Source organism: Deltaproteobacteria bacterium, from assembly GCA_005879535.1.
Taxonomy (GTDB): Bacteria; Myxococcota; Myxococcia; order Myxococcales; family 40CM-4-68-19; genus 40CM-4-68-19.
Map to the genome: position 1 here is coordinate 2173 of VBKI01000087.1, position 26815 is coordinate 28987.

The following is a 26815-nucleotide window of genomic DNA, read 5'->3' on the forward strand; positions in this document are numbered from 1 at the left end:
CGTCTTCGCTCACGAGGCGCTGGCGCGGCTGCGCCGTCCCGCGCGTGCCCTCGCCGTGGCGGCTGCGGCGGCCACTCCCCTCGCCCTCGCTTTGATGTGCTGGAACCGGACGGGCGCGATCGCGGAATGGGCGCGTCCCATTGCGCCCATCGGGTCGCTGCCCCCCGGCATCGTCGAGGCGGCGCGGTGGGTAAAGGCGAACGCGCGCAGCGACGACGCGATTCTGCTCGACGGCAGCACCTACTACCTCGACATCCCGCTCGCCTTCGTCTCCGGCATTCCCGAAGAGCAATGGATCCGTTCCGCCTGGAAGGGCGACTTCGAGCAGCGTCTCGCGCGGAAGACGCCGACGCTTGCCGTCCTGGTCATGCGCGGATCCCTCGGCGACTTCACCCGCGAGCGCTTCGATTTCCGTGGGCTCCTCTTCTGCGCCGCGCAGCGTTTCACCTATGCGACGGTCTACCGAAGCTGCGCACCCGGCCACACTACGCGCTGAGGCCAAATAGTTGCCGGTGGCGAGCTTCCGCTGCTCTGCTGAAATCGCTCGCGGAGAAGGGGGACCGCATGCATCGCGATCTGTTTGCGCGGCTCGGCGCGGCTGCGCTCTTGCTGCTTGGCGTGGCCGCACGGGGACAGTCCGAGCTGGACCTCTTCGAAGCCGACGCCCGCTTGAAACAGGAGACCAGCGTCGCGTCGGTGCGGCCGGCCACCGTTCGCGACAGCCCCGGCGTGCTCACCCTGCTGTCCCGCGACGAGATCCTCGCCTCCGGCGCGCGCGACCTGCTCGACGTGCTCCAGCTCGTGCCCGGCTTCTCTCCGGGTGTAGACGTCGAAGGCGTCACCGACGTCGGCTTCCGCGGCGTCTGGGGACACGAAGGGAAGATCCTGCTGCTTCTCGACGGGCAGGAGATGAACGAGACCCTCTACTCCACTCTCCAGCTCGGTCACGAGCTCCCCGCGGATCAGATCCAGAGCATCGAGATCGTTCGTGGTCCGGGCTCTGCGCGGTATGGCGGCAACGCCGAGCTGGCAGTCATCAACGTGAAGACCCGCAATGCGCAGGACCTCAACGGAGTCTCTGCCAGTGTCGTCTACGGGCAGACCGCGCACGGGTACGGTCACCGCGGCATCTCCCTCACCGCGGGAAAGTCGTTCGACTCCGGGGTGTCGGCGAGCGTCTCCGGGTACTTCGGACAGGGAAACCGCAGCGACCGCAGCTACGACGACCTGTACGGCAACCAGGCCGCGACGACCGGCGGCAACTCGCGCGTGGTGCCGGCCTACCTGAATGTCGCCGGGGAATACAAAGGGCTGCGCGCGCGCCTCATCTACCACCATCTGGGGGTCAACAACGTCGACGGCTTCGGCGACGCTTCCGCGCCGCAGAGCCTCGAATTCATTTCCCTCCTCGGAGAGCTGGCTTACGACTGGAAGCTCTCGGATTCGCTGCGCGTCACCCCCGAGGTCCACTACAAGCGCCAGCTTCCCTGGCGCGACTCGGACAAGTCCTCGTGGCTCTACTACGACAAGACGGCGGAACGGATCACCGGGCGGATCACCGCGGCATGGGACGCAACCCAGGACCTCAACCTGGCGACCGGAGTCGACGCATACGTCGATCGCGCCTGGCTCAACGACATGGATCTGGTGGGTGCCCAGACGCTCTTCGGAACGAGCGACCACGTTGCGTACGAGAACGTCGCCGCGTTTTCCGAAGCGACCTGGCGCACGCCGATCGGCAACATCCTCGCCGGCGCGCGATTCGAGCACCACAGCCTGGTCGGGAACTCCTTCGTTCCCCGCCTCGCTCTCACCAAGCTCCTCGACCCCGTCCATTTCAAGCTGCTCTACAGCCAGGCCTTTCGCGCGCCCGGCATCGAGAACATCTCGCTCGCGAGCGGGACGCTGACGCCCGAGAGGACCACGGTGCTCGAGGCAGAGGTCGGCATGCGCTTCGCCGATGGCATCTTCGCGACCGTCAACGCCTACGATCTCACCATTCGCGATCCCATCGTCTACACGGTAGACCCTTCGACCGGCGACGAGGCGTACCTGAACGCCGGACGGACAGGCTCTCGCGGCGTCGAGGCCGAGGTGCGCGTCGACGGGCGGCATGGATTCGCCGCCGCCAGCTACGCGATGTACACGACGGCGGGCAAGAACCAGGTCGACCTGTTGCGCGGTCCCAGCCCGTCGCGCGTGCTCGGTCTGCCCACCCACAAGGTATCGGCTCGGGCTACCCTGCAGCTGAACCCGCGTTTGAGCCTCAATGGCGCCGTGGCGTGGTTCAGCCGGCGCGACGCGGCGCTCACGGTGGATACCGACGGGAACCCGGTGATCGGCGCGCTTGCGGCCGCCGCCTTGGTCGACGTGTTGGTGCGCGTACACGATCTCGGCGTGAAGGGACTCGATCTCTCGGCGGGAGTGCGGAACCTGCTCGATACGGACTTCCGTTACCCCCAGCCGTACAACGCCGGACATGCGCCCCTGCCGGGCCCCTCCCGGGAGTTCGTCGTGCGGCTGGCGTACGACGCCGCCGTCCCCTGATGAGGCAGTGGTGGACATCGCTGGTCGCGCGAGCGATTGCCCTGCTCGTCGTCGGACTGGCGGTGACCTCCGTGCTCGTCGGCAGCCTGTTCGCGCGCCTGCAGGCGAACCGGTTCCGCTCGGAGGTGGAGCGTCGGGGAACATCGATGCTGCAGATCCTCGATCGGCACCAGGATCTCCGCCTGGCGCTGTCGCTCCATGACGCGGAGGCGGCGCGCGGCGTCCTCGGGCAGGTGCTGGCGTCGAACAGCGACATCGCCTACCTCGGCGCCGTCGACGGCGACGGCAGGCTCGCAGCCTTCATCTCCCGGGGCGCGACGGAACGGGAGCTGTCCAACCACGATCTGCAGCAGGAGTCCTCGCGGTCCGACGATGGGACCAGCCGCTTCACGCGGCGCGTGAGCTCTGGCCAGGACAACGGCATGGGCTTGCCGGGAGAAAAGGCGGCGGCGCTGGGCACGCTGCTGATGGGCATCCGCACCGACCAGGTCTCAGCGGCAGTGGCGCGGCAGACGTTCGCGATGGTCGCCTCGAGCGGCGTCGTCCTGGTGGCGACGTTCGCTGCCTTCTTCGTGATTCTCTCGCGGAGGCTGCGGCGAATGGTCCGCTTCGCCGAGGAGCTCGCTGCGGGAGATCTCGCTGCCGTCCTCCGCGATGATGGCGAGGACGAAGTGGGCCGGCTGGCCCGCGCCCTCCTGGAGCTTCGCAACAATACGCGCGCCGTCGTCGCCGAGATGCGCGATGCCGCGGTCGCCCTGGAGACGACCTCCGAGGAGGTGTTCGACGGAGCGACGCGCCAGCTCGAGCACTCCCGTGCGCAGGCGGCCAGCGCAGCGGACACGGAGCGGACGGTCGACGCCTTGCGCGAGCGGTTTGCCAGGGCGCAGAGCAACGCGCAGGCAGTGCTCGATGTCGCCGCTTCCAGCGCGACCAGCTCTCGCGAGGGCGAGGAATCGATCGCGCAGGCGGTTCGCGCGGTCAGCGACCTGGGCGAACAGATCGACGCCAACACGCGGACGCTGCAGGACCTGGTGGAACGGACCCGGCACGTCGGGCGGATCATCGATGCCGTCCGCGATCTCTCCGCCGAGTCGAAGATGCTGGCGCTCAACGCGGCCATCGTGTCGAGCAAGTCGGGCACCGCCGGGACAGGCTTCACCGTCATCGCGCACGAGGTGCGGGCGCTCGCCGATCGCTCCCAGCACTCCACCGCCCAGGTGCAGGAAATCCTCGCGGAGATCGTCCGGGGCATCGAGCGGGCCACCTCCGTCGTCGAGGAGGGCCGCCGCAGGGCAGAATCCGGTCGCGCAGTCGCGGGGCACGCGGGCGAGGCCATTCGCCGGCTCGCGGACGCCATCACGCGCTCATCGCGTGCCGCCACGGAGATCGCGAGCGGAACGCGCGAACAGGCGGACGGCGTGAACAGGATCAGCGGCGCGGTGCAGCGGATCGCCCGCAGCGCCGAGGAAGGGGCGGCCGGGATTGGCCGCCTGGAGGGCGCCTCCCGCTCGATCCGCGAGCACAGCGCGCGGATGCGGGCGCTGGTGCAGCGGTACCGCATCGCGGTGCTGGGTGCCGTCGCGCTGGCGTTCCTGCCGGCAACGGCGCGCGCCGACCTGATTCTGCTCACGCAGCGGGACGTACCGCAGTACGCGCAGGTGGCGAGCGCGTTCCAGCGGGCGCACCCCAACGTGCGCACCATGGAAGTCGAGTCCGGAGCGCCCGCGGCACGCGATGGCGACGTCGTGGTGGCGATCGGATCGAAGGCGTTCGATCTCGCGCGCACCGCTCCGGGAACGTTCACCGTGGTTCTCGCCGCCGTTCTCAATCCGGAGGTCTCCGGGCATCATGCGATCGGCGGCGTGCCGATGGAGGCGCGGCCGGCGGATGCGCTCGCCGCGTTGAAGGCGCTCGCCCCCTCGGCGCGGCGGGTGCTGGTCCTCCATCCACCGGGAACCCCGCCGGTTCTGGCGGAAGCGCAGGCCGCTGCCGCGCGCCATGGCCTGACGCTGGAAGCGCGAGCGATGGCGGACCTGACGGGCCTCGACAGGACGTTTCCGGAGCTGGCGGCGTCTGTCGACGCAGTCTGGCTGCTGGCGGACGCCCGCTTCGCTCGTCCCGACGTAGCGAAGTATCTGATCGGCGCCTGCCTGGAGCGGAAGATCCCGCTGATCGGGTTTCTCGAGGGAATGGCGAAGGTGGGGGCCGCTCTCGCGGTAGCGGCGGATTTCGACGCCATCGGCCGGGAGGCGGCGAAGGTGGCCGGGGAGGCGCTGGCGAGGCATGGAGCGGTGCCGCTGCGGTTCGCGCCGGGGAAGCTCTACGTCAACGCACGCACCGTCGAAGAGCTCAACCTGACGGGAAAGATTCCAGCGGGTGCCGAAGTCATCCGCTGAGGGCGCTTATCCTCGCCGCCTTCGGAAGTACTCGACCTGGAACTTCCGCACGTTCGCCTCGTGGCATTTGAGATCCGGGCAGAACACGTGCGAGTGGTCGTTCCGCGAGACGAAGAAGAGGTCGTCGCAGGCCATCGGGTGCAGCGCCGCTTCCAGCGACGCCTGTCCGGGATTGGCGATGGGACCCGGAGGAAGGCCCTTGATGACGTACGTATTGTACGGATGCGCCACCGTGAGATCGGTCTTGTGGATGTTGTGGTCCCACTTGTAGTCGTGCGAGAGCAGCAGCGCGTAGACCACCGTCGGGTCGGTCTGCAGCCGCATCCCCTTCTTCAGGCGGTTGTGGAAGACGCAGGAGATCCGCGGGCGCTCGTCGGGCCTGCCGGTCTCCTTCTCGATGATGCTGGCGAGCGTTACCGACTGAAGCTCGTCGAGGCGGACGGTGGGCAGGCGCTGCGTCTCCGCGTGCTGCAACGCCTTGTAGAACCGTGAAACCATCGCCTGCACGATACCGGCGCACCCCGTGGTCCGCGGCAGCGAATAGGTATCCGGGAAGAGGTAGCCCTCGAGCGAAGGGCCGGGCACGCCATACCTCTTCGGCGAAGCGGGATCGCGCGCGATCTTCAGGAAGTCGGCGGCCGCGCAGAGGCCCGTCCCGCCCACGATGGTGGCGATCTCGTCGGCCCTGAGCCCTTCCGCGGCGGTGAAGCGATACATCTTCACCTCGCCGCGAATGAGCTTGCCGATGACCTCGTCCGGGAGCAGCGCGCCGTCGAACTGGTACTCGCCAGCCTTGGCGTGCGCGTCGCGCCGGAACCAGCGCAGATGGGTGAAAAAGCGGTTCCCGTCGGAGACCACCTTCGCCTCCGCGAGCAGCTTCGCCAGCGCTCTCGGCCCTGTCCCCCCTGGGATGTTGACCGTGCGCGAACCTTCGCCGAATCGGGTCGCCACGAAGCGGCGCTCCTCGAGCAGCCGCCAGCCGGCGAAGCCCGCCGCCGCCAGGAACGCGAGCGCAAACAGCCAGAGGATGGCCCGCTTCATCGGCACGACAGTATAGGGTGCCGCAGGGGGCCGCGGAATTTCCCGCTGCGGCTCGAGTCCGATCCCGGTAAGGGTTGGTGCGCCGCGGTGCGCAGGCGAGCCGCGGATGTCATCCGAACTGTGATTCCGCGGTGACAAGCTCCTCGCTGCGGTGTTCCCAGCGGGCGTAGAGCTCGTCGAGCTTGCGGGAGGCGTCGCGATAGGCGGTGACCAGGGGCGTGCTCCGCGCCGGGTCGGCGAAGAGCGCCGGGTCCGCGAGCTGCGCTTCCACCTGCTTCTTCTCCTGCTCCAGCTGGGCGATCCGCTGCTCGAGCTCGGCGATGGCGCGCTTGATCGGGCCCAGCACCTTCTCGCGCTGCTCCCGTTGCCAGGCACGCTCCCGCCGCGCCTGCACTCCCTGCCCACCGCCGGAAGCGCGTGAGGACGGCGGCACAGCCTCGGCCATGGCAGCGGCGCGCCGGCGCGACCAGTCGTCGAGGTCGCCGGGCTGGGCATCGATCCGTCCGTCGCGGACCTCCCAGACCTGCGTGGCGAGCCCGTTCACGAAGCTGCGGTTGTGGGAGACGAACAGGAGCGTCCCCTCGTATCGTGTGAGAGCGTCGATCAGCGCCTCGGAGGAGTCGAGATCGAGATGGTTGGTGGGCTCGTCCATCAACAGGAAGTTCGAGGGAACGACCAGGAGCCGCGCCAGCGCGACGCGCGCACGTTCTCCGCCGGACAGCACCCCGATGCGTTTGTCGACGTCGTCGCCGGAGAAGAGGAAGGCGCCGAGCACGCCGCGCACCCAGCTCTGCGGCTCGGAAGGCACAAGCCCGTGGACCTCCTGAAGCACCGTGCGCGTGGGGTCGAGCCGCTCGGCGTGGTGCTGGGCGAAGTATCCCGGGACCACGTTGTGTCCGAGAACGAGCGTCCCGGCGTCCGGAGCAATCTCCCGCGCGAGCAGCTTGAGGAGCGTGGTCTTTCCCGCGCCGTTGAGGCCGATGACCGCGATGCGATCGCCCCGCAGCACCTGTGCGGACAGATCGCGATAGACCGATTTCTCGCCGTACGACTTGGACAGGTTCTCGAGCCGGGCGACCTCGCGCCCGCTGCGCGGCGCCTCGGGAAAGCGGAAGCGGACGGTGGCGCGCTCCTCGCGGATCTGCACGATCTCTTCCTTCTCCAGCAACTTGATGCGGCTCTGCACCTGACGCGCCTTCGTCGCCTTGGCGCGGAAGCGCTCGATGAAGGCCTGCATCTGCGCCCGCCTGCGCGTTTGCTTCTCCGCCTGCGCCGCGAGGCGCTCCTCCTCCGCCGCGCGCAGCTCGAGGTAGCGTTCGTAGTTGCCGGCATAACCGCGCAGGCCCTCGGCCTCGAAGGAGACGACGCGGTCGATCTGGCGGTCGAGGAATTCGCGGTCGTGCGAAACGAGGAGCAGCGCCTTGCGCGACCGGCGCAGGAAGGCGTCGAACCACTCCAGGGTGGGAACGTCGAGGTGGTTGGTGGGCTCGTCGAGAAGGAGCAATTCCGGATCCTGCAGGAGGAGCCCCGCAAGCGCGGCCCTCATCTTCCAGCCGCCGGAGAGCGCGGACGCGGGGCTGTTGAGCGCGGACTCCGCAAAGCCGAGACCACAGAGGATCTCCTCGGCGTGGTGGCGCCCGTAGAGCTCCTCGTGGTGGGCCAGCTCCTCGTGCAACTCGGCGAGCTCGCCACCGAGCTCGATCTGATCTTCCTCGGTCGCCGCCTGCGCGAGCGCGGCCTCGGTGGCAGACAGCCGCGACTGCAGCCATGCGCGTCCGGGAACGCTGGCGAGCACTCCCTCGACGATGGAACCCGGCGGCAATTCCGACAGCTCCTGCGGCAGGTATCCCGCGCGCGCCTTGCGGACGAGCTGCACGGCGCCGGAATCCGGTTCCACGCTTCCGGCGACGATCTTCATCAGCGTGCTCTTGCCGCTGCCGTTGGGGCCGATGAGGCCGACGCGATCGCGGTGGCCGAGCGTAAAGCTGGCGCCGTCCAGCAGCACCTTGGCGCCATACCGCAGCGAGAGCCCGCGGGCGTGCAGCAGGGACATGCTCAGGTCCGCCCGCCGCGCACCCGCGCGTTCACCCCATCACCGTCACGACCAGCTTCCGGTTCCGCGGCCCGTCGAATTCGCAGAAATAGATGGCCTGCCACGTCCCGAGCGCGAGCTTGCCGCCCTGGACCGGAATGGTTTCCGAGAAGCCGAGCACCGCCGCCTTGGCGTGCGCGTGCGCGTTCCCTTCCTCGTGCTTGTAGTACTTCTCGTTGCGCGGCACCGCGCGCTCGAGCGCGTTGAGGATGTCCGTCTGCACGTCGGGATCGGTGTTCTCGTTCAGGGTGATGGCTCCGGTGGTATGGCCGCAATAGATGGAGCACAGCCCGGACTGGACGTTGCTCGCCGCCACCACCGCGCGGACGCGCTTGGTGACGTCGATCATCTCCTGCTTCTTCGTGGTGGGCAGCTCGATGGTCGCGGTGTGGAACATCATTCGCCTCCCAGATACTCGTCGATCTGCCACAGCCCGGCGAGATCGTGCACGTCCTTGCGCAAGCGGGGCACGGTGTAGAGCGGAACGCCACGGAGCGTGTCGCGCAGGCGATCGATCTCCCGTCGATCGAGGTCGGCGAGGATCGCCTGCTCGGTCAGCGTCTCGCAGAGGCGTTCCGCCAGCCCTTTCTCGTCCTTGATCTGCGCGAGCTGCAGCGCTTCCTTCAGCGCGGCCACGTTGTCGGGACCGCCGTGGCGCCGCGGATCGCGCTGCACGCGGTTCACCACCACGGCGGCGGTGCGGATGCCGTCCTTCTCCAGGGCGCGGTGGAAGAAGAGCGCCTCCTGGGTGGTCAGCGGGTTCGGACTGGTGACGAGCACGAACCCCGTGCGCGAGGACGAGAGCAGCGCCTTCACCTTGCCGGCGCGGTCCTTGAAGCCCTCGTACATTCCCTCGAAGGCCATCATGAAGGCGGCGAGATCGCGCAGGAAGCCGCTGCCGGTGAACCGCGCCAACGTCCGGAGCACGAGGCTGGACGGAGCGGCGAGGAGGCGGAATCCGACCCTTCCCGCCTTGAGCATCGGACCGAGGACGACGCGCATCGCGTTGTTGTCGAGCACGCCGAGAATGCGGTCGGGAGCGTGGAGGAAGTCGAGCGCGTTGCTGGTCGGTGGCGTGTCCAGCACAATCACGTCGAAGCGGCTGCTGGTGTAGAGCTCGTATACCTTCTCCATCGCCATGTACTCGAGGCTGCCGGCCATGGCCGTGGAGAGCGTCTGGTAGATCTTGTTGCCGAGGATGTCCTCCGCCTGCCGGGGATTGCGGGCATCGCGGCGGACGAGCTCGTCCCAGGTCCGCTTCAGGTCGAGCATCATCGCCCACATCTCGCCGCGCGGAGAGAGCTTCGCCTCGGCGAAATGGCCGGGCTCGATCCGCGTCGCCTCGTTGCCGAGGTTCTTGAGCCCCAGGCTGTTGGCCAGACGGCGCGCCGGATCGATGGTGAGCACCAGCGCACGGCGGCCTTCCATCGCCGCGCCCAGCGCGAGTGCCGCGGCGGTGGTGGTCTTTCCCACCCCACCGGATCCGACGCAACAGATGATCTTGCGTCCTTCGACCGCGATCACAGCGCTTCCCCGATGGAGCGCGCCACCTTCTCGATCGCCTGCGCACCGAAGCTGCGCTCGAAGAGAAAAGGCACCTTCACCAGCTCGCGCGGAACCGTGTCGCGCAGGAAAGCCTCGTACTGACGGCAGAGCGCGGCCCTCGATTCATGGTTGTCCGCTGCTTCGCCTGCGGCGGTGAGCAGGGGACCGCCGCGCGTCACCGAGGCTACCTCTTGTGCCGAGAAGCGGGAGGCGAACGCGGCGTTGAGGAAGAGGGGGCCGGCGGGGAACTCGTGTTGCCGCAAGGCACGATCGAGCTCCACGGCCTCGTTCGCCGGCATCTCCTCGGGCAGGGTGACGACACAGATGCTGCACTTCGCGGGGTCGGCGAGCAGGGACTGCATCGAGCGCATGTCGCGCGCGAGAGGACCTTCCGAGACCAGGCGGAGGAACACCTCCGGAACGGTGAGGAAGGTCAGCCCGTGACCCGTCGCGGGGGCGTCGAGGACCACCATGTCCCAGCGCAGGCGGCCGCGCTCCATTTCCTGCGATGCATGCCACCAGACCTTGCCCAGCATCACGATCTCGGCCAGCGATGGCGCCGCGGCGAGGAAATAGCGCGCGGCGGCATTTTCGAAGGCGATGCGGTACAGCGTCTCGTACTTGAGGATCATCAAAGCGTACTCGCGCATCGCCTCGCGAGGGCGCACGTGGATGCTGTACAGGTTGGGCACCAGTTCACGGATCTGCGTTCCGGAAGATGGCCGTCCGAAGAAGTCGGCGACCCGCTCCTTCGCCACCACTTCGCAGACCAGGACCTTCTTGCCCCGCCGCGCCGCAGCCAGCGCCACCGCCGCCGAGATCGTGCTCTTACCGGTGCCGCCCTTGCCTGTCACCACGACGAGGCGGCGATCGAGGAGGGCCGGCATGGGGCGCGCGACTGTAGTGTCGGCCCCCGAGTGCGTCAACCTTGCTTGACATGGTGCGGCACGCCGATAGATTCCGCGTACAGGCCGGGGGCCGCATGCTGCGCGACAACGAAGTGCTGAAGAAGATGATCGCCACGGGCGAGGAGCGGATGAGCAAGATCGCTTCCCAGCTCCTGCAGAACGAGACGTTCATGGGCGCGCTGCAGAAGACCATGAGCGCGGCGCTGGACGTGAAGGCCACGGCGGAGCGGGCAGCGCAGTCGGCGCTGTCGGCGATGAACATTCCCACCTCCGGCGACGTGAAGAAGCTGGAGGGGAAGATCGACGAGCTGGAACGCGTGTTCGAGGGGTTGTCGGCGAAGATTGCGGAGCTGCAGAAGAAGGAAGCGGCGGCGCAGGCACCGCAGACGCACTGAGGCCGAAGCCGCCGCGGTTCGTTCCACACCCCGGCGCAGTCCCGAAACCGATGTCCGCCCTTTCAAGTTGAGGCTCTTGCTTCGCGCGCTCCGCGCAGGAGTACACTCATTGATTCCGATCGGAGGGCTCCGTGGACCTCGGCGTCTGGTTCCAGGAGCTGCGGTCGCCGGCGATCCCGAAGAGGCGGAGCGACTTCTTCGCGAACATCCGATCGACCCGCTGGGCTTGTGGGGGGTCCACGGCCGCGCGGCAGCCCAGGCGGTCGTCTCGGCGCTGCATGCCCGAAAGCGCGGAAATGCTGCGGCGGCGCGCCGGATCCTCGAGTCCGCCAAGCCGAACGTGTTGTTCAGGGACGTGCGTGTCCTCGACTATTTCATCGGCGAGACGTGTGCCGTAGTCACTGCGACGCGGTCGAGGCTCGCACCTCGCGTTCGCGCGGTGGGCCGCGCCAGACCCCCACGCACAGCATCCAGAACCGCGGTGAGCAGGTTGCGGCCGGGTCGCATCCAGCGGAGGAGAACGGATCGTTTCCGCGCGGAAGAGGGCGCCCGTCGCGTTGCGCGTGGACGCGCCAGTTCGAGAGCACGTAGTTGCGCGCGTGGCGCGCCTCGGTCGGTGTGCGCAGCAGGTGCGCGTGGTAGCGGTCGGCGAACACCGGCCCGCGCCGGTGCATCACGCGGTTCAGCGCGCGCGCCATCCGCACCTCGAGGCCCTTCATTGCCCGGGTCAGCGCAAGCTGGTCGGGCGCCTCCACGATGAAGTGGATGTGGTTCCCCTGGACGGAGAAGTCGATGAGCCGGAAGCCGAAGCGGGCGCAGCCGCGCTCGAACGAGTATCGCAGCGCGCGGAAGCAGCGATGCGTCCGCAGGTTCCACACTTCGCGCCGCAACCGAACGGTGACGTGAAGCGCCGCACGGCTGAAGCCGGCACGCGTGCGGTGCGGAACGTTGCGGCGCGCGCCTTTCCGTTTGCGCCCTGCGCCCGCCCGTGCACCACCCCACTGCGGAAGAGGCAACTCCTGCTGCTTCGCAACCATGAGCGCAGCGTACAAGGGGGGTCTGACATGCCGCCGACCGCCGCCGCCGCAACGCTCCCTGCGATGTCCGCGCTTTCAAGTCCGACAAGGAGCTGCGGGACGCGACGTCGGCCGCAGCGCCGATGAGTCAGCGCAGCGCGACGACAGTCACGTCCACCACGAACTTGAAAGGGCGGACATCCGTAGAGCGCGAATGCCGGGTCAGGCGGTGCGCAGCGCTGCCCCCTCCTCCGGCACGCCGTCCACGAAGGTCACGCGGTTCTGAGGGAATGCCGGCACGCGCGCGCCGGGCGTCAGCACCCCGACCAGATTCAGTGGATCGCACGCGCTTACGGTCACGCGCTCGTCGCCCGCTTTGGGCACCTTCCGCACCGCGCGCACCGCGTCCACCGCTTCGGGAAGGGCAAATTGCTCGCCCGAGAAGGCCTGCGCGAACCGGCCGCCGCGCAGCTCTCCCCGCGCTTCCATCCTCCGATAGATCTGCAGAAGATCGCGCCACGGCGGGCAGCGCGGCTCGCGGGTCAGCAGATCGCGGAAGACGATCCCGTACCGCCGCAGGTACTGCCGCGCGAGCTTGTCCTCCCACCCGGGCTCTCGCTGCGCGCTCTCGTACGGGCGGAGCAGCGACCAGCGCCCTGCGGCGGCGTGCGCCTTTCCTTCCAGAAGGCCACGAAGGGCGCCGAAGCCGTCGCAAGTCACGCGGCCCCCGGAGACCAGCTCCCAAAGGGCCTCGTTCAGCTCGCGCGCGGAGAGACCCGTCTGCGCCCGCAGCTCGTGGGGGAACAGCGCGCCTCGCTGCTCGAGCAGCGCCAGGAGTATGCGGGCGCGTTCGCCGAGCGGTTCGCATCCGCCCCGGGTGGCATCGAGAAGCCACGGCAGGTCCTCGCGCCGCACCACCGCGATGGGCGTGGCCCTTCCGGGCGGAGCGCGGCGCGGTGACTCGTCCGCGCAGGCGAGACGGCCCCAAGCGATCTCGCCGGAGAAGCAGAGCTGATCAAGCAAGGCCCGGTCGTAGCGGGCGACACGCGACGGCAGCACGTCGCTTTCCCAGGAAGCGGCCGCCGACTGGAATCCCTGCAGCTGCCCGACGATCTCCGCGAGGCCCTGCGTTCCGTGCAGCTGCGTCCCCGGCTGCGCGTGCTGCCAGCGGAAAAGGAACCGCAGGAAATCCTGCGTGGTGACCGGCTCGATCTCGCGCCGCAGCCGTCCGAGGGTGAGGCGGTGGATGCGCGCGAGCAGCGTCCGCTCGCACCATTCGGTTTCCACGGCGCCGGCCCGGTATCGCCCCCGCAGCACGAGGCCGTCGTTCTCCAGTAGCGCCAGCTCGGCCTCGACGTTCGCCACCCCGAGCTTGTGCGCCAGCTCGGGGGCGGTAATGGGTCCGGTCAATCCCACCCAGCCGCGGACGGCGTCGAGGAGCTCCGCGCCGGAGCGCTCGCTCGCGCGCCAGAATCCGTCGCACAGGACCGCGCGACCGGCTGCGCGCAGCTCCTCCAGCCAGGTCTGCCACGCCACGGCTTCCGTCGCGGGCAGCAGCACCAGGGTGAGCAGCAGATCGTGCAGCTCGTCGGCAGACCGCAGATCCGGGGCGGCCTGAGAGACCACCTCCGCGATGGCCGCGGCATCGAGCGCTCCCAGGGACGCGGCATCGCCGGGATCGAGCGTGCGGCGGAGCTGCACCGCCCGCGATCGCCGCTCCTCCAGCGGAGCATCGTCGAGATACGCGTACGGCGCCGAGTTCAGGATCTCGTGCGAGAGCGGCGAAGGCTCCGCCGTGTCGCGCGCGAGCAATCGCAGCTCGCCGCGCTCCATCCGCTGCAACAACCCGCGCAGACCTTCGATGTCCATCGCCTCGTTGAGGCAGTCGCGCAACGTCTCCCGGATCAGGGGGTGATCGGGGGGCTCGATCACGCCGGTATCGTGCTCCTGGCACTGCGCCTGCGGGGGGAAGACCTGCGCGAGCAGGTCGTCGGTGCGCATGCGGAGGATGTTGAAGGGGATCTTCTTGCCGGCGCGAGACCGCAGCACCGCGAGCGAACGCGTCGCGTTCCAGCGCCAGCGAACTCCCCACATCGGCGCGCGGAGCGCCGCCTGCGTGAGGATCTCGTCGATGGTGCCGGGAGCGAGGAACTCGAAGATGGACTCCAGCGGGAAACTGTTCTGCGGTCCCATCGAGAGCAGGATCCCCTCGTCGGTCGCCGCGGCCTGGAGCTCGAAGTCGAAGGTCCTGCAGAAGCGCTTGCGCAGCGCCAGCCCGAAGGCGCGGTTCTGCTTCGCCCCGAACGGCGCGTGCACGACCAGCTGCATGCCGCCGGACTCGTCGAAGAACCGCTCCGCGATCAGCGTGCGCTGGGTAGGAAGCGCTCCCAGGGCTGCGCGGGCCGCGCGCAGATACCGGACGATCTGTTCCGCGCCTGCCTGCGCAACGGCGCAGTCGCGAACGAGGAATTCTTCGGCGCGGGACGGCTCGTCGAGGAGCGGCTCGATCTCCTCGCGCAGCCGCGACACTTCCTCCGACAGCTCGGGAGTGCGCCCCGGCGCCTCGCCGTTCCAGAACGGCAGCGACGGAGGCGCGCCGTGCGCGTTCTCCACCCGCACCCGCCCCGCCTCGACCCGCCGGATCTTCCAGCTCTGGTTGCCGAGCAGGAAGATGTCGCCGGCCATGCTCTCGACGGCCCAGTCCTCATCGACCTGGCCGATGGTGATTCCCTCGGGCTCCGCCACCACCGCGTATTGCGCCGTGTCCGGGATCGCTCCGCCGCTGGTGAGCGCCGCGATGCGCGAGCCGCGCCGCGCCTTGACCACGTGATGGACGCCGTCGCGATGCAGCCGGGCGCCTTGGGCGCGGCCCGCTCGCCGCGCGACACCCTCGGCGTGCATCTCGATCAGCGCATCGAATTCGGGCCGTGGAAGCGAGCGGTATGGCCAGGCTCGCCGGACCAGCGCGTACGCGTCGTCCTCCGCGAGATCCTCGCACGCCGCCATCGCCACGAGCTGCTGGGCGAGCACGTCGAGGGGCCATTGCGGAATCGAGGTTTCCTCGAGATTGCCGCGGCGGATCCCGCGCACCAGCGCGGCGCACTCGACGAGCTGGTCGCGCGTCGCCGGAAACAGGCGCCCCTTGGGGACACCCGTGCGATGGTGCGAGGCGCGGCCGATGCGCTGCACCGCGATGGAGAAGCTGCGCGGCGACTCGAGCTGCACCACCAGGTCGACGGCGCCGACGTCGATTCCGAGCTCGAGCGAGGCCGTCGCAACCGCGCAGCGGACGTGGCCGCGCTTGAGTTTTTCCTCCGCCGCCAGCCGCATCGTCCGCGACATGCTGCCGTGATGCGCAACGACCTGGTCCTCGCCCAGGCGCTCGGCAAGCTGATGCGCCACCCGCTCGACGTGCCGGCGCGTGTTGACGAAGACCAGCGTCGTCCGGTGCTCGCGAATGAGCTCCGCGACGCGATCGCAGGTCTCGTCCCGCTGCTCCTTGGAAGCGACAGCGTTCAGCTCGTCGCGCGGCACTTCGACGTTGACGTCGAGCGGCCGCCGCGAGCCGCTCTCCACGATGGCGCAGGGGGACCCGCCCGTGAGGAAGCGTCCGATCTCCTCGATGGGTTTCTGGGTCGCGGAGAGTCCGACCCGCACGCACTTGCGCCCACATAGGGCGTCGAGGCGCTCGAGGGAGATCGCCAGGTGCGCACCCCGCTTGTCGCGCGCCACCGCGTGGATCTCGTCGACGATGACCGTGCGAACGGTTCGAAGGACTTCGCGCCCACCGGCGCTGGTCAGCAAGAGATAGAAGCTCTCCGGCGTCGTGACGAGGACGTGCGGGGGCTTCCGCAACATTGCCTGCCGTTCCGGCTGCGGGGTATCTCCGGTCCGGACTGCGGTCAGGATCTCCGGGACGCCCGGCAGGCGCCGCAGCTCGGCCAGCGGCTCGAGCAGGTTCATCCGCACATCGTTGGCGAGCGCCTTGAGCGGCGAGACGTAGAGCACCTGCGTCTCTCCGGGGAGCGATTCTCCCTCGCGGATCATCGCGTCGAGGCAGGCGAGGAAAGCCGCGAGCGTCTTGCCGGATCCGGTCGGAGCGGCGATCAGCGTGTGCTCGCCACTCTGGATCCGCGGCCAGCCCAGCGCCTGCGGTTCCGTCGGTGTGCCGAAGCGCGCCTCGAACCACGTGCGCACCGAGGGGTGGAAGCCTTCGAGCATGGGACGGACTCTATTACCTGAACAAAGCTTCAGATCAACCCGCAAGCTCGGGTTTTCCGCCAATCCGAACGTACGCCAGCGGAACGCGCTCCTCGCAGTATCCCGACAGCGCCGCGCAGAGCGCCTCGACCGCCGCCGGCGCGCAGGTGCCCAGATCGAGCACGGCCCAAAGCTCGTTCTCGCGCAACTCGACGCGAACGCCATGCGCCCTTCCCGTCCAGCGATCGGCACCGGCGGCGCCCCGCGACGGCCGGGCCCCGGCAAAGCCTCCGTACCAGGCGAACACCGCGAACCCGCGCAGCAGCCCGGCGAGGTCTTCCGCGTCTTCCGGCAGCGGATTGCCGTCGAACACGCAGACCAACGGCAACTCCTCCCAGTTGCCGGGCTCGATCCGCACCTCGACGCGGCCGACACGCACCTCGCGAGCGAGGGGCTCGTCGGCGCGGGCGCCATGGACCTCCCAGGTGTGACCGTCGCGCGCGTCCGCCACGTCGAAGCGCAGCGGCAACCCGGTTTCGCCGAGCGCGATGCGTCCATCGTCCCTTCTGGTGGTGCGCTCGGTCAGGACCGCACTTTCGGGGAGGCGCCCGACCATTTCGTCGAGCCGCCGCAGATAGCTGCGGTGCAACGGCTCCAGCGCCTCCGCGAGGGTCACGGACCCTTCGTCAGCTCGGCGATCCTCTTCTCCAGCTCCTGGATGCGCTTCTGCAGCCCCTCGATCTCGGACGCGGACGCGGCGCCGCCGAACGTTTCGACCACCGACTTCACCGCGGTATCCACCTTGCCGCGCAGGTCATCGACGGCTTCCTTGACCGGGTTCGCGCTTTCGCCTTCCTTGCGGAACATGCCGGTCACGCCGCGGACGCGTTGCTCGATGTCGTCGCGGATCGTCTCCGTCTTCGTGCGGAGCTCCCCGAGCTTGCCGACGATGGTTCCCGCCTTCTCTGCGTAGAACCCCGCAACAGCCTCTCCGCCGTGTCGGATGATCTCGCGGAGGACGCCGAGCGGCATCTGCGAGCGCTTCTTCTCTTCCTCGAAGATGATCTGGGCCAGCGTCACCGAAGTGAGATCTTCCTTGGTGCGGTTGTCGATGATCTTCACTTCGGCGCCGCCCTTGATCATGTGGGCGATTTCGTCGAGCGTGACGTACCGGCTCTCCACGGTGTCGTAGAGCTTCCGATTGGTATAGCGCTTGATGACCTTGGGCTCTTTGCGTTCGGCCGTCTCAGGAGCGCCGTTGCCGACCTCCGAGACTGGGGTCTGATCCTGCTCGCTCATCTTGGAAACTCCACCGTCCCTGAGGGGGCTGAGAGCGCTTGACGCGAAGCGGTACGGCGCCATCTGTCCACAGGCGCCGGTGTGTGTCAAGGCGCGCTTGGCGCACCTTGTTGTAGAGGGCGTTTCCTTGTCACCGCGACGGAGCGCAAGAGAGAATGCGAGCGTGGTCGTCCAGTGTCCAACCTGCCAGTCAAAGTTCCGCATCGCCGACGAAAAGGTGACGGACCGCGGCGTACGCGTCCGCTGCACCTCCTGCAAGAACGTGTTCCAGGTGCGCAAATCCGGGGCTGGCGGGGCCGATCAGACTCCCGGCCCGGGCAACACGATGGACCTCTCCGCGCTCGGCGCGGCAGCCGTCTCGAAGTCCGGGTCGACCGGACCGGTCAAGACGGGTTCCACCGGACCGGTCAAGACGGGCTCGACCGGACCGGTCAAGACGGGCTCGACCGGACCCGTCAAGACGGGCTCCACGGGTCCCATCAAGGGAAGCGCCGCAGCGCGTCCTTCGACGGGCCCCGTAAAGCCCTCTACGGGCCCCGTACGTCCCTCTACCGACAAGGTGCGCGGCGCTGCGCGGCAAGAAGCTGGCACAGCGCGGCGGCTGGACGCCGAGGACCTCTTCGGCATGGCGGAGCTGACCGGCGACGCGCCGCTCTCGACGGGCTTGGACGCTCCCGCGGCACCACCGCCTTCCACTCCGGAGCCCGCGCCCGCCGCCGCGAAGCCGGCGTCGAGCCTGCCTGGCCTGGACGATCTGGACTTCGAGATCGACGAACGCCCCGCGCAGAAGGCGGCTCGCCCACCGCCTCTGCCCGACCTCGATGAGCCTCAACCGCCTCCGTCGCCGCTCGATCCCCCGATGCCGCCGGCCGACAGCGTCGCCGAGCCCGTGTCCGACGCCGCAGAACCAATGGTCCTCGACGATCCATTCGCGGCCATCGCCCCGGGCGGCTCCGCGGCGGCGGCGAACGACGCTCCCGTGGAAGTGAAACCCGTCCGCGCCGCCGAGCCGCGCCCGAGGACCGATCCGGTTGTGCGCCGGGATCCGGCTCCGGCGCCGACTCCTGCGGAACCGGAGATCGCGCCTGCGCGCGCGCTGATCTCGAGCGCGATCACGGGGCTGCTCGGCGCGGCGCTCGCCATCGCTGTGGTGATCACCTCCGCGCTCTCCGACGACTCGGCGGCGGGATGGCTGGGGTTCGGGACCGCCGCCGACGTGATCCCGACGGGAGTGGTCAGCGGCCTCTACGATACCGCGGGCGGAAAGCCGGTCTTCTTCGTACGCGGACGGGTGGAGAACCGCAGCAACAAGGTGCGTGGGCCGGTGCGCGTCACTGCCGAGCTGGTCGCGGACGGGGCGTCGGAGGCGAAGGCCGACGCGATCGCCGGCGCCGAGCCGACACCGGAGGACGTCTGGTTGCTGCGCTCGCCGGCCGACGCGGAGAAGCTCACGCGGACGTTGCAGACGGCGCGCGTCGATCGCAGCATTGCCCCGGGAGCGAGCCTCCCGTTCTTCGCGCTCATCCCCGATCCGCCCGCGGATCTGGTGAAGCACCGCCTCCAGGTCCGGGTGGAGACGGCGGAAGCCTGGAAACAGCCCGGCGCCAAGTCGGCGCGGAACCGCTGATGAAGCCGGCGAAGCTGGCCCGCGCCCTCGCCTCCCTGGAGGCGGGGGAGCTGCGGGCGCACAAGGCGGCCGCGGTGCTCTCGGCGCTGCCGCCGCGCGAAGCGGTGCTGGTCCTCGGGCAGCTGATCCGCCGTGCCGACCGCCGCAACGATCCGGAGGCGGCGGCCGTCGAAGGGCTCCTTCAGGCCGTCCGCGATCTCCTGGATGCGGCGACCGTGGACGCTCTGTTCGCCGCGGCGGAGGACGACTTCGAGGTAAAGGCGCTGTTTGCGCGCACGCAGCCGGCGCGGAACTTCGATCACGACCGCGAGGAATGGATCGATCGCGAGATGCGCGCGCGAACCCTCGGCGAGCGGCGCACCCTGGCGCGAACGCGCGACCGGGACCTCCTCTCGCGGCTCGCCACCGACCAGGATCCCACGGTCGTGAAGCACGTCCTGCAGAACCCGCGCTGCACCGAGCGCGAGGTGCTGACGGCGGCCTCCCGCCGCCCGCAGCGTCCGGAAGTGCTGGAGGAGATCTTCCGATCGCGCCGCTGGTCGTCGAACCGCCGGGTCCGCCGCGCGCTCGCACTGAATCCCTACAGCGCCCCGGCGCTGGCCTCCGCCGCGCTCGCGATCCTGACCGCGCCGGACTTGCGAGAGGTGGCCGGCGATCTGACGATCTCCAGCGACGTGCGGGTGCAGGCGCGACGGCTGCTCGAGGTGCGCGATGGCGAGAAGGAGTGAAGCTACTTCTTCTCGCTCGTGGAGCGCGCTTCGGTCTTCGTCGCGGGTGCCTTCTCCTGCGGCAACGATTCCTTCTTCGGCGTGACGTCGATCTCGTCGTTCCCGGTCACCGACCGCTTGAAATTCTTGATGCCCTTCCCCAGCGCGTCGCCGAGCTGAGGCAGCTTGCTGGCTCCGAAGATGAGGAGGATGACGATGAAGATGAGCAGGAGCTCGCCGAACCCGAGATTCATCGCAACGCCTCCTCTCGACGTGGCAAGCTAGCACGGAGATGCTGCCGGCGCACTTCAACCCGACCGGACGGCCTTTGGTCTGGGCCCATCGCGGCGCATCGGCCGAGGCTCCCGAGAACACCGTCGCCGCCTTCTCGCTGGCGCTCGCCCAGGGTGCGGACGGCATCGAGCTCGACGCGCAGCGCTGCGCGTCCGGGCAAGTGATCGTCCTGCACGACGAGTCGCTCCTGCGCACGACCGGCTTCGGCGCGCTGGTCACTGACGCGTCGTACTCCGTCGTGCGCACGCTCGACGCGGGTTCGTGGAAGTCCGAACGGTTCCGCGGCGAGCGGATTCCGCTGCTCGCGGAAGCGCTCGAGGCGTTTCCCGGGCTGGTGAACGTCGAGTTGAAGTGCGATCGGCGCGACGACGGCGGCCTCACGGCGGAGGTCGTCCATGTGGTGCGCGCGGCGCGGGCCGAGGAGCGCGTGCTGCTCAGCTCGTTCAATCCGATGTGCCTGTGGCGCGCCCGCTTTCTCGCTCCGGAGATCGTCCGCGCCCTGCTCTTCGAGTCGGAGCAGCGATGGGCCTTCCGCTCGGCGATCGTGGCGCCGCTCCTGGACGCGTCGGCAATGCATCCCGAGCACGTTCTCGCCACCCCGGAGCGCGTGCGGAGATGGCGCCGGCGGGGTTATTCGGTCGCCTGCTGGACGGTGGACGACCCGGAGATCGCAGCGAGGCTTCACGACAGCGGGGTGGGCGCGATCTTCACCAATCGGCCGGCGTTGATGCGGACGCGCTGGCCGGGAAGTGCGTAGTGCTCAGAATGCCGCGCCGACGCGGCCCGCGAAGCTCCAGAGGCGCACGAAGTTTTCCTGCCCCGCCCCGCCGCTATCCTGGATGGCATTGCGGCCCCAGGCGATTGCACCTTCGATGCCCGCCACGACCCTGCCGGCGACGAGGCGCACACCTGCGCCGGCGCGCCAGTAGCGGTTGTTGTACAGGGTGACTCCGTGGAAGACCTGGTCGTCCGCGCCGGGCCGCGACGGATCTTCCGCCCCGGGCTTGAAGTCCACCACGGCGGAGAGCGCGTTGACCATCGCCACGCCGAACGAGCCATACGGCTGCAGCTTCATCATCCCCGCGACGCCAAAGCTCTTCGAGACGAGCGCGTCCGCTCCGGCGGAGGCGAGGTCGAGATCCTGCGTGCCGATCACGCGCGTGCCCCAGACGCGCAGCGCCACGTCCGGAACCGACTCGAGCCCCTCCACCGCTGCCCAGCGGAGCTCGCCAGACAGCGCCATCATCTGCGAGTTCGCCAGCCACTGGACCGAAGCGCCGAGCTCGAACGATCCGCCCAATCCTTTGCGCAGCGTCACTGCCGGCAGGATCAACACGTCGGGTGGCGCGGCGACGGCCTGCGTTCCCGCCGTCGCCCAGGCATCGGCGCCGATGCGCAAAAGCGCCTGCGACGAGGTCAACCCGATCTCGAATCCCGCCTGCCCGGTGGTCGCGGCCGTCTCCTGGAACGGGGGAATGAAGGCGAGACCGAGGGTGCTCGCCAGCCGGTGGAAGCGCGCCTGCGCGCCGGGCGTTCCGGGCTCCGGAATGTCCGACGGGCCCCCGTCGCACAGGGTGCAGGCCAGCGAATCCGGATGGCCGAGCCGCCAGAGTTGCAGGTCGTTGGCGGCGGCATTCGCCGTCCCGGCGAGCAGCAGGATGGTGAGACCGATCCGCACGCAAAGGTCGTACCAGCGAATCCGGACCGCTTCAAAAAAACAACCGCAAACTCTGCGCCCTCCGCGTGCTCTGCGGTTTGATCCGAAGACCTGCCTTAATTGATGTTTACACGGCTGGCCTTGATGTTGAGCTGCGGCCCAGCCTTGATGTTCGCCTTGTCGGAGACGTTGAGATCGAACGTCGTCCCGATGTCGATCTTCCCCGTCTTCTTCGTCTTGATCTCCAGATCCTCGCAGTCGAGCACGATCTTCTTCTCCGCGTGGATCTCCACGTCGCCTTCCTTCGCCTCGATCAGGAACTTCTTGTTCGTCACGTCGAAGGTGATCGTCCGGTTCCCGCTCTTGTCGGCGATGACGATCTTCTCCTGGCCGCTCTTGTCGTCGAGCATGATCTGATGACCCGCCTTCGTCTGGATCATCACGGTCGTGTTCTCGTCGGCGTAGGCCGTCTTCATCGGCTTGTCCTTGCCGTTCCAGAGCGAGCCGACCACGTACGGCCGGTGCGCCTCGCCGCGCTCGAACGCGATCAGCACTTCGTCGTTCACGTGCGGCAGCCAGTAGAAGCCGCGCCCCGCGCCGGCCGCCGGCTGCACCACGCGGCACCAGTCCGACTCGGGCTTTCCCGGCAGCCGGGGAAAGCACACCTTGACCCTCCCGAGCTGGTCGGGGTCCTTGACGTTCGTGACGATTCCGATCTCGACGCCGAACTGCTTCGCGTCGGCAGTGGATGCCGTCTCGTGCGCCTTCTCGATCAGCTTGTACAGGTTGTCGGCCAAGGGCTTCTTCCGGTCAGAGGATGGGAGGCAACGTCAGGACGGTGCCCGGCTTCACCTCGCGCGGGTCGAGAATGCCGTTCGCGTCCGCGATCCGGCGCCATTCTGCCGGGTCGTCGTATTCCTCGTGGGCGATCAGCGCCAGCGTCTCGCCGGTCTTCAGCGTGCGCCGCTTGGTGTGATCCGGAGAGTTGCGCGGCTTCTTCTGCAGCTGCTCCGCCGCCGTCTGCAGTTCCTTCATCGAGACGTTGGCGGTGGCGCGGCACGGCTTTCCGTCGGGAAGGAACATCGTGTAGCGCACGGTCAGGCTCTCGATGAATCCGGTGAACTTGAAGCCGCCCCAGGCGAACATGACTTTTGGCGGCCGGTGCTTGTCGGCGTTGACCGCCGCCAGGTCGAGGATCTTCTCGGTGTGCTCGGTGCGGACGTCCTTCTTTTCCTCGTAGGTGTCGAAGAACAGCTCGACGTTGAGGACGGCCGGGTTCCCGCTGGTGAACTCGTGCTCCGGCGTGTCCAGGCCCGGCGCCTTATGCGGTTCCCACTGGACGCTCTTCTGCACCGAGTATTCCTTGGGGTTGAAGAGAACGTCCCACGTGTCGTTCGTGTCGACGTTCATCAGCTTGGCTTTCTCCAGCGTCGCCATGACCGCTCCTTGAGCTACCCCCCGAACCGCTCGCGATCGCTTTCGATGCGGCGGCGGATGCGATGGTAGATGCGCTGCGCGATGGCGTCGACCGAGCCCTCGATCTTCGAGTGGCTGACGGCGTCATCGGCCTCCTTGTGATGTCCGTGGGCCGCATCGTGGGCATGTCCGCGCCCGCGGGCGTGCGGCGCGTCGGCTCCTCGCGATGCCGTGCTCATGGACTCGAGGGGCGGCGGCGCCGGCGGAATGGCGGCGACGATCGACATCTCCACGGCCTGCGCCCGCGCGCGAGCGGCTGTAGCCGACGAGACCGTCCCGGCCGCTCCAGCACTGCTCATCGCGATGTACGCGGGAGCAGTCGCACCGGCTGCCGGAGGCGGCGTGGCGGACACGAACGGCGTCGAGAGCGCTTCGAACGAGCGCGCCAGGCTGCTCATCTTCTCCGCGGAATCCTCGCGCCCGGCATCCATCCCACCCGTAGCGTCGTCGGCCGGCGCGGCGGCGACGAGGATCGACCGCCAGATGGCGGCCGCCGAGTTGGCGGCGTGAAGCCCGGCCTGCATCGCCCGCGTGGCCTGGACAGAAGCGTCGTCGGGCGCGGCCGCAACGGCGCCGTGCGACCACCAGAGCGGGGCGCCGACATAGCGGAAGCGGAGCGCGACGGGGAGCTGCGGATGGCTGCGGCGCGACACTCCCGAGAGAGGTATGCCGCCGACGTCCTGCGGCTCATCCTTGTTCCAGGACGCATACGTCCAACGCCGATAGCGATCGGTCGAGGCGGGCCGATGGCCGCTCCACATTCCGGGCTCGAGACCGCTGACCGGCGCGGCAAAGATAGCGGGCAGCGCCGATGACGAAGCCGTCGCACGCGGATGGACGGGCGCACGCATCGAAGCTCCGGACGCTGTCTGCGCGCGGACGATGGCGGGCTGGCGGCGGGCAGTTTCGAACACCCGAGGACCCGCGCCCGATGGCTGCGGCGTCGGCGAGCCGCGTGAGACGACGAGATCGGCTGCGGTGCGCAGCAAACCTGGCGGGGAAAGCAGCGGCTCGCTGCGCGGCCGGATCACGTCCTCGGCCCGTGGAGGATGCGACGCAAGAGACGGACGAGGCGGCACCGCTGTATCCGAGACCGCAGCGTCGGGCGTCGAGGGAGCCGCGGCGAGGTCCGCGGCGATGCGCGGCGCTCCGACCCGGTAGCGACGGCGTTCGGCGGGCCCCGCCTCGTCGATGGGCACGCGGCCGAGGAAATGGCGGCCTCCAGCGGTCGTCGCCACGACCCCGCCGACCGGGGCGTGTTCGAGCGTCAGCCCTGTCGGGCCGGAGATCTCGACGACCCGCGGAGCGACGGCGGCAGCGCCCCCGGTGAGATCGATCGCGCCGCCTCCAGGCACGACCAGCCGATATGCGCCAAGCGGCGCAGCATGGCTGCGCGGAGCGAACGGCGAGGCCATGATCCGGCCCGTCTCGGCGATCGTCCCGCGTCCCATCTGAGCCCAGAGCGGCAGCGGGATGACGATCTCTTCCTCTCCGGGCGAGGGGTGCCGTGGCGGCGGCCGCACCGTCACCGGCGAAGTCGCCTCCACGCCTGTCACGAACGGCGCGCGAAAGGCGAAATCCCGGACCGTGAGGGGCGCCGGCGTGCCTGGACCTGGCGTCCAGTCGCCGCTCTTCGCGACAGCGTGCCGCAGCAGAAAAGGCAGATCGGAGATGGCCGGGTCGCCCTGCGCCAGGGATCGCGCTGCCGGCAGCTCGAGCGCGATCGCGCCCTGCTTCGCGGGCTGGGCCGCCGCCTCGTGCGGCGCCCGCCAGTCGAGCTGCGCTGCGCGCCAGGGCGCGGGCGCGGCGAACGTGCCGACCTCTCGCGCCACGGGTGTGGCGGTCTCGCGGAAGCGCGGCTCCACCGCAGGAGGCGCCACCGGCAGCACGGGCGCGGCGACCCAGGCGTCCAGAGCCTCGGAGAGATCGTTTCCCACGTGCAGCTCGCCGCGATTCGGGAACGGCATCGAAACGAGGACCTGCGTGGTGCGCTCCGCCGTCGTCGGCGGTCCTGCCATGCGCACGCTGCGCCGGCGATCATCGGCGGGGCCCAGCTGCAGGGGATTGCGCGCGTCAAGCACATCGAGGCGTGAATCGATGCGCACCGCGGGAAGGCGATAGCCCCCAGCGGCGGCGCTGCGCTCGAGCGCCAGCTGCAGCGCCTGGAGCGCGGGGAGCGGAAGGGCCCCGGCGCGCGGCGCGATCCCGGGAACATCGCGGATCATGACCGGCGCATCCGGCAATTCATCGGCTTTCGGCCGATCGACGGAACCGAGCCGGACGGGGCCCGTGTCGCGGTTCAAGATGATGGTGCCGTCGGGCGCGCGGAAACCGACGACTGGCGCACCGGCGATCTGCAGCGGGACCGCGCGAGCGTTCCGGACGCGTTGCGCCAGGACAGGCGCGAGCGGCAATTCCTCCGCCGTGCCCCCGCCGACGCCGCGGCGGCGCATGTGCGCTCCGCCCATCATCAACGCCCAGTCCGACCACGGGTCGCCGGTCACCTCGCCGAGCTGCAACGGCTGGACGACCACCGTTTTCTCCGGCAGCGCAAGCTCGGGCCGGAACTCCTGCTCCGGCTGGATCCAGAACCGGTCGGCTGCGGTGACAGCAGGCACCACACGGGCGCCATCGGAAAGCGCGCGCGCGAGGTCGTTGCCGGCAAGAGCGCGCAGGGGCGCCGCGCTGGCGCGAACGGCGGCGAGCGCCTCGCCACGAGCCTCCGCGCGCGCACCTGTGGTTCCCTGCCGCACTCCGCCGACGATGGTCAGGACGTTGCCGGCCTGGATTGCGACCTGCTGCGCCGCAGTCCGGGCATACTGGCCGAGCATCTGCTCCCAGCGCGTGGCCGAGCCGATCTCTGCGCGCGCAAGCGATCCGTCCGGCATGACCAGGAACAGCGCCGTCTGCCGGGACGGAGCGGTCGCGCCGTCGCGCAGGGGAGCGCCGGAGAGAGCTGCGGGGACCGGACGGGACAAGCGCGGGTCCTGGCGCAATGCCCGCTCCTCGCGGCTCTCGCTCAACGCCTTGCGCACGGGGTTGAAGCGCGCGAGCCGCGCGGCGGGCGCGCCGACCGCCGGCATGGAGGCCTGCTCGAGCATCGCCCGCTCGAGAGTTCGGGCGACTTTCTTCACGTCGATGCCCACCACCTCGCCGCTGGCTCGGACGAAGTAGCCGCGCGGCTCCTGGCCGCGGCGCTCCGGCGCTCGGACCACCGCCGCTTCCAGCGCGCGCCCCAGGGCGTCGTCGCTGTGGACCTGGAACTGCCCGAAGTCGGAAACGACGACCAACCTGTCCTTGTCCTCGACGATCACGTACTCCAGCCGGTTCAAGTCGAACTCGTAGACGTGAAGCCTCTGCGTCGCCGATCGGGCCACCGCCTCGGCGAGGGTGTGGCTCTTCTGGTGGAGCTCGTCGGCGCCGGCGAAGAAGTGCTCGGAGAACCTCTCCTCCGACACCTGGGCGTCGAAGGCATGCGCGATATGGTCCGCGAACTCCTCGGCGTCGAGAAGGGCCGGCTCCTCGCGGAAGCGATCCATCGCCCGCCAGAGGATCTGCTCCAGCGACGGTCCGGCTGTTTGACTCGAGGTTTCCGGCAAGTTCCGAATCTCCGCG

At 69.2% G+C, this 26815-nt stretch carries 20 protein-coding genes; 6 read left to right on the plus strand and 14 right to left on the minus strand.

From position 1 onward, the window contains the following. Nucleotides 1-126 precede the first annotated feature (126 nt). Nucleotides 127-2547 (plus strand): TonB-dependent receptor, encoded by a 2421-nt coding sequence (locus tag E6J58_20380; GenBank protein ID TMB33512.1) that lies wholly within the window; start codon nucleotides 127-129, stop codon nucleotides 2545-2547. After that, nucleotides 2547-4943 carry a HAMP domain-containing protein gene (locus tag E6J58_20385; protein ID TMB33513.1) on the plus strand — a complete coding sequence of 799 codons (2397 nt, stop codon included), beginning with the start codon at nucleotides 2547-2549 and terminating at the stop codon, nucleotides 4941-4943. Before E6J58_20380 ends, E6J58_20385 begins: the two co-directional genes overlap by 1 nt. 6 nt (nucleotides 4944-4949) lie before the next feature. Here E6J58_20385 and mltG read toward each other — a convergent pair whose 3' ends face one another. From mltG to E6J58_20410, 5 genes are all read right to left on the minus strand, one after another. Beyond that, nucleotides 4950-5984: an endolytic transglycosylase MltG gene (gene mltG / locus E6J58_20390; GenBank protein ID TMB33514.1), complete on the minus strand. Its 1035-nt coding sequence runs from the start codon at nucleotides 5982-5984 to the stop codon at nucleotides 4950-4952. A gap of 109 nt (nucleotides 5985-6093) precedes the next feature. Then, nucleotides 6094-8037 (minus strand): ABC-F family ATP-binding cassette domain-containing protein, encoded by a 1944-nt coding sequence (locus E6J58_20395; protein ID TMB33515.1) that lies wholly within the window; start codon nucleotides 8035-8037, stop codon nucleotides 6094-6096. A 31-nt stretch (nucleotides 8038-8068) separates the two neighbouring features. Further along, nucleotides 8069-8476 (minus strand): YjbQ family protein, encoded by a 408-nt coding sequence (locus E6J58_20400; protein ID TMB33516.1) that lies wholly within the window; start codon nucleotides 8474-8476, stop codon nucleotides 8069-8071. Then, nucleotides 8473-9600: an ArsA family ATPase gene (locus tag E6J58_20405; GenBank protein TMB33517.1), complete on the minus strand. Its 1128-nt coding sequence runs from the start codon at nucleotides 9598-9600 to the stop codon at nucleotides 8473-8475. The genes E6J58_20400 and E6J58_20405 overlap by 4 nt, the downstream gene beginning before the upstream one ends. Continuing rightward, nucleotides 9597-10508 (minus strand): ArsA family ATPase, encoded by a 912-nt coding sequence (locus E6J58_20410; protein TMB33518.1) that lies wholly within the window; start codon nucleotides 10506-10508, stop codon nucleotides 9597-9599. Before E6J58_20410 ends, E6J58_20405 begins: the two co-directional genes overlap by 4 nt. A 95-nt stretch (nucleotides 10509-10603) precedes the next feature. On the opposite strand from E6J58_20410, the gene E6J58_20415 reads away from it, so the two are divergent. Continuing rightward, a complete protein-coding gene (locus tag E6J58_20415; GenBank protein ID TMB33519.1) occupies nucleotides 10604-10924 on the plus strand; it encodes a hypothetical protein in 321 nt (106 codons plus the stop codon). Nucleotides 10925-11322: 398 nt separating this feature from the next. Here E6J58_20415 and E6J58_20420 read toward each other — a convergent pair whose 3' ends face one another. The 4 genes from E6J58_20420 to E6J58_20435 form a co-directional block, all read right to left on the minus strand. Next, nucleotides 11323-11961 carry a hypothetical protein gene (locus E6J58_20420; protein TMB33520.1) on the minus strand — a complete coding sequence of 213 codons (639 nt, stop codon included), beginning with the start codon at nucleotides 11959-11961 and terminating at the stop codon, nucleotides 11323-11325. Between the two features lie 201 nt (nucleotides 11962-12162). Continuing rightward, nucleotides 12163-16161, minus strand: a complete 3999-nt coding sequence (locus tag E6J58_20425) for a DEAD/DEAH box helicase (GenBank protein TMB33521.1) — start codon at nucleotides 16159-16161, stop codon at nucleotides 12163-12165. Between the two features lie 34 nt (nucleotides 16162-16195). Continuing rightward, a complete protein-coding gene (locus E6J58_20430; protein TMB33522.1) occupies nucleotides 16196-16816 on the minus strand; it encodes a hypothetical protein in 621 nt (206 codons plus the stop codon). Continuing rightward, on the minus strand, nucleotides 16813-17439 hold the full coding sequence (locus E6J58_20435) for a transcriptional regulator (GenBank protein ID TMB33523.1): 627 nt from the start codon (nucleotides 17437-17439) through the stop codon (nucleotides 16813-16815). The genes E6J58_20430 and E6J58_20435 overlap by 4 nt, the downstream gene beginning before the upstream one ends. A gap of 163 nt (nucleotides 17440-17602) precedes the next feature. Between E6J58_20435 and E6J58_20440 the strand changes: the two genes are divergently transcribed. Both E6J58_20440 and E6J58_20445 read left to right on the plus strand, forming a co-directional pair. Beyond that, nucleotides 17603-19066 carry a hypothetical protein gene (locus E6J58_20440; protein ID TMB33524.1) on the plus strand — a complete coding sequence of 488 codons (1464 nt, stop codon included), beginning with the start codon at nucleotides 17603-17605 and terminating at the stop codon, nucleotides 19064-19066. Continuing rightward, nucleotides 19066-19794 (plus strand): hypothetical protein, encoded by a 729-nt coding sequence (locus tag E6J58_20445; GenBank protein ID TMB33525.1) that lies wholly within the window; start codon nucleotides 19066-19068, stop codon nucleotides 19792-19794. The genes E6J58_20440 and E6J58_20445 overlap by 1 nt, the downstream gene beginning before the upstream one ends. A 2-nt stretch (nucleotides 19795-19796) precedes the next feature. Here the strand turns inward: E6J58_20445 and tatA are convergent, their stop codons facing one another. After that, nucleotides 19797-20027, minus strand: a complete 231-nt coding sequence (tatA, locus tag E6J58_20450) for a twin-arginine translocase TatA/TatE family subunit (GenBank protein ID TMB33526.1) — start codon at nucleotides 20025-20027, stop codon at nucleotides 19797-19799. A 38-nt stretch (nucleotides 20028-20065) separates the two neighbouring features. Here tatA and E6J58_20455 point away from each other — a divergent pair, with 38 nt between their 5' ends. Then, complete coding sequence (locus tag E6J58_20455) at nucleotides 20066-20824, plus strand: glycerophosphodiester phosphodiesterase (protein ID TMB33527.1); 759 nt, start codon at nucleotides 20066-20068, stop codon at nucleotides 20822-20824. A 3-nt stretch (nucleotides 20825-20827) separates the two neighbouring features. On the opposite strand, the gene E6J58_20460 is transcribed toward E6J58_20455, so the two are convergent. The 4 genes from E6J58_20460 to E6J58_20475 form a co-directional block, all read right to left on the minus strand. After that, entirely contained in the window at nucleotides 20828-21745 is a 918-nt protein-coding gene (locus E6J58_20460) for a hypothetical protein (protein TMB33528.1), read from the minus strand. A gap of 95 nt (nucleotides 21746-21840) precedes the next feature. Beyond that, nucleotides 21841-22521, minus strand: a complete 681-nt coding sequence (locus E6J58_20465) for a phage tail protein (GenBank protein TMB33529.1) — start codon at nucleotides 22519-22521, stop codon at nucleotides 21841-21843. A 13-nt stretch (nucleotides 22522-22534) separates the two neighbouring features. Further along, complete coding sequence (locus tag E6J58_20470) at nucleotides 22535-23161, minus strand: LysM peptidoglycan-binding domain-containing protein (GenBank protein TMB33530.1); 627 nt, start codon at nucleotides 23159-23161, stop codon at nucleotides 22535-22537. A 14-nt stretch (nucleotides 23162-23175) separates the two neighbouring features. Further along, a complete protein-coding gene (locus tag E6J58_20475; GenBank protein ID TMB33531.1) occupies nucleotides 23176-26799 on the minus strand; it encodes a hypothetical protein in 3624 nt (1207 codons plus the stop codon). Between the last annotated feature and the right edge of the window lie 16 nt (nucleotides 26800-26815).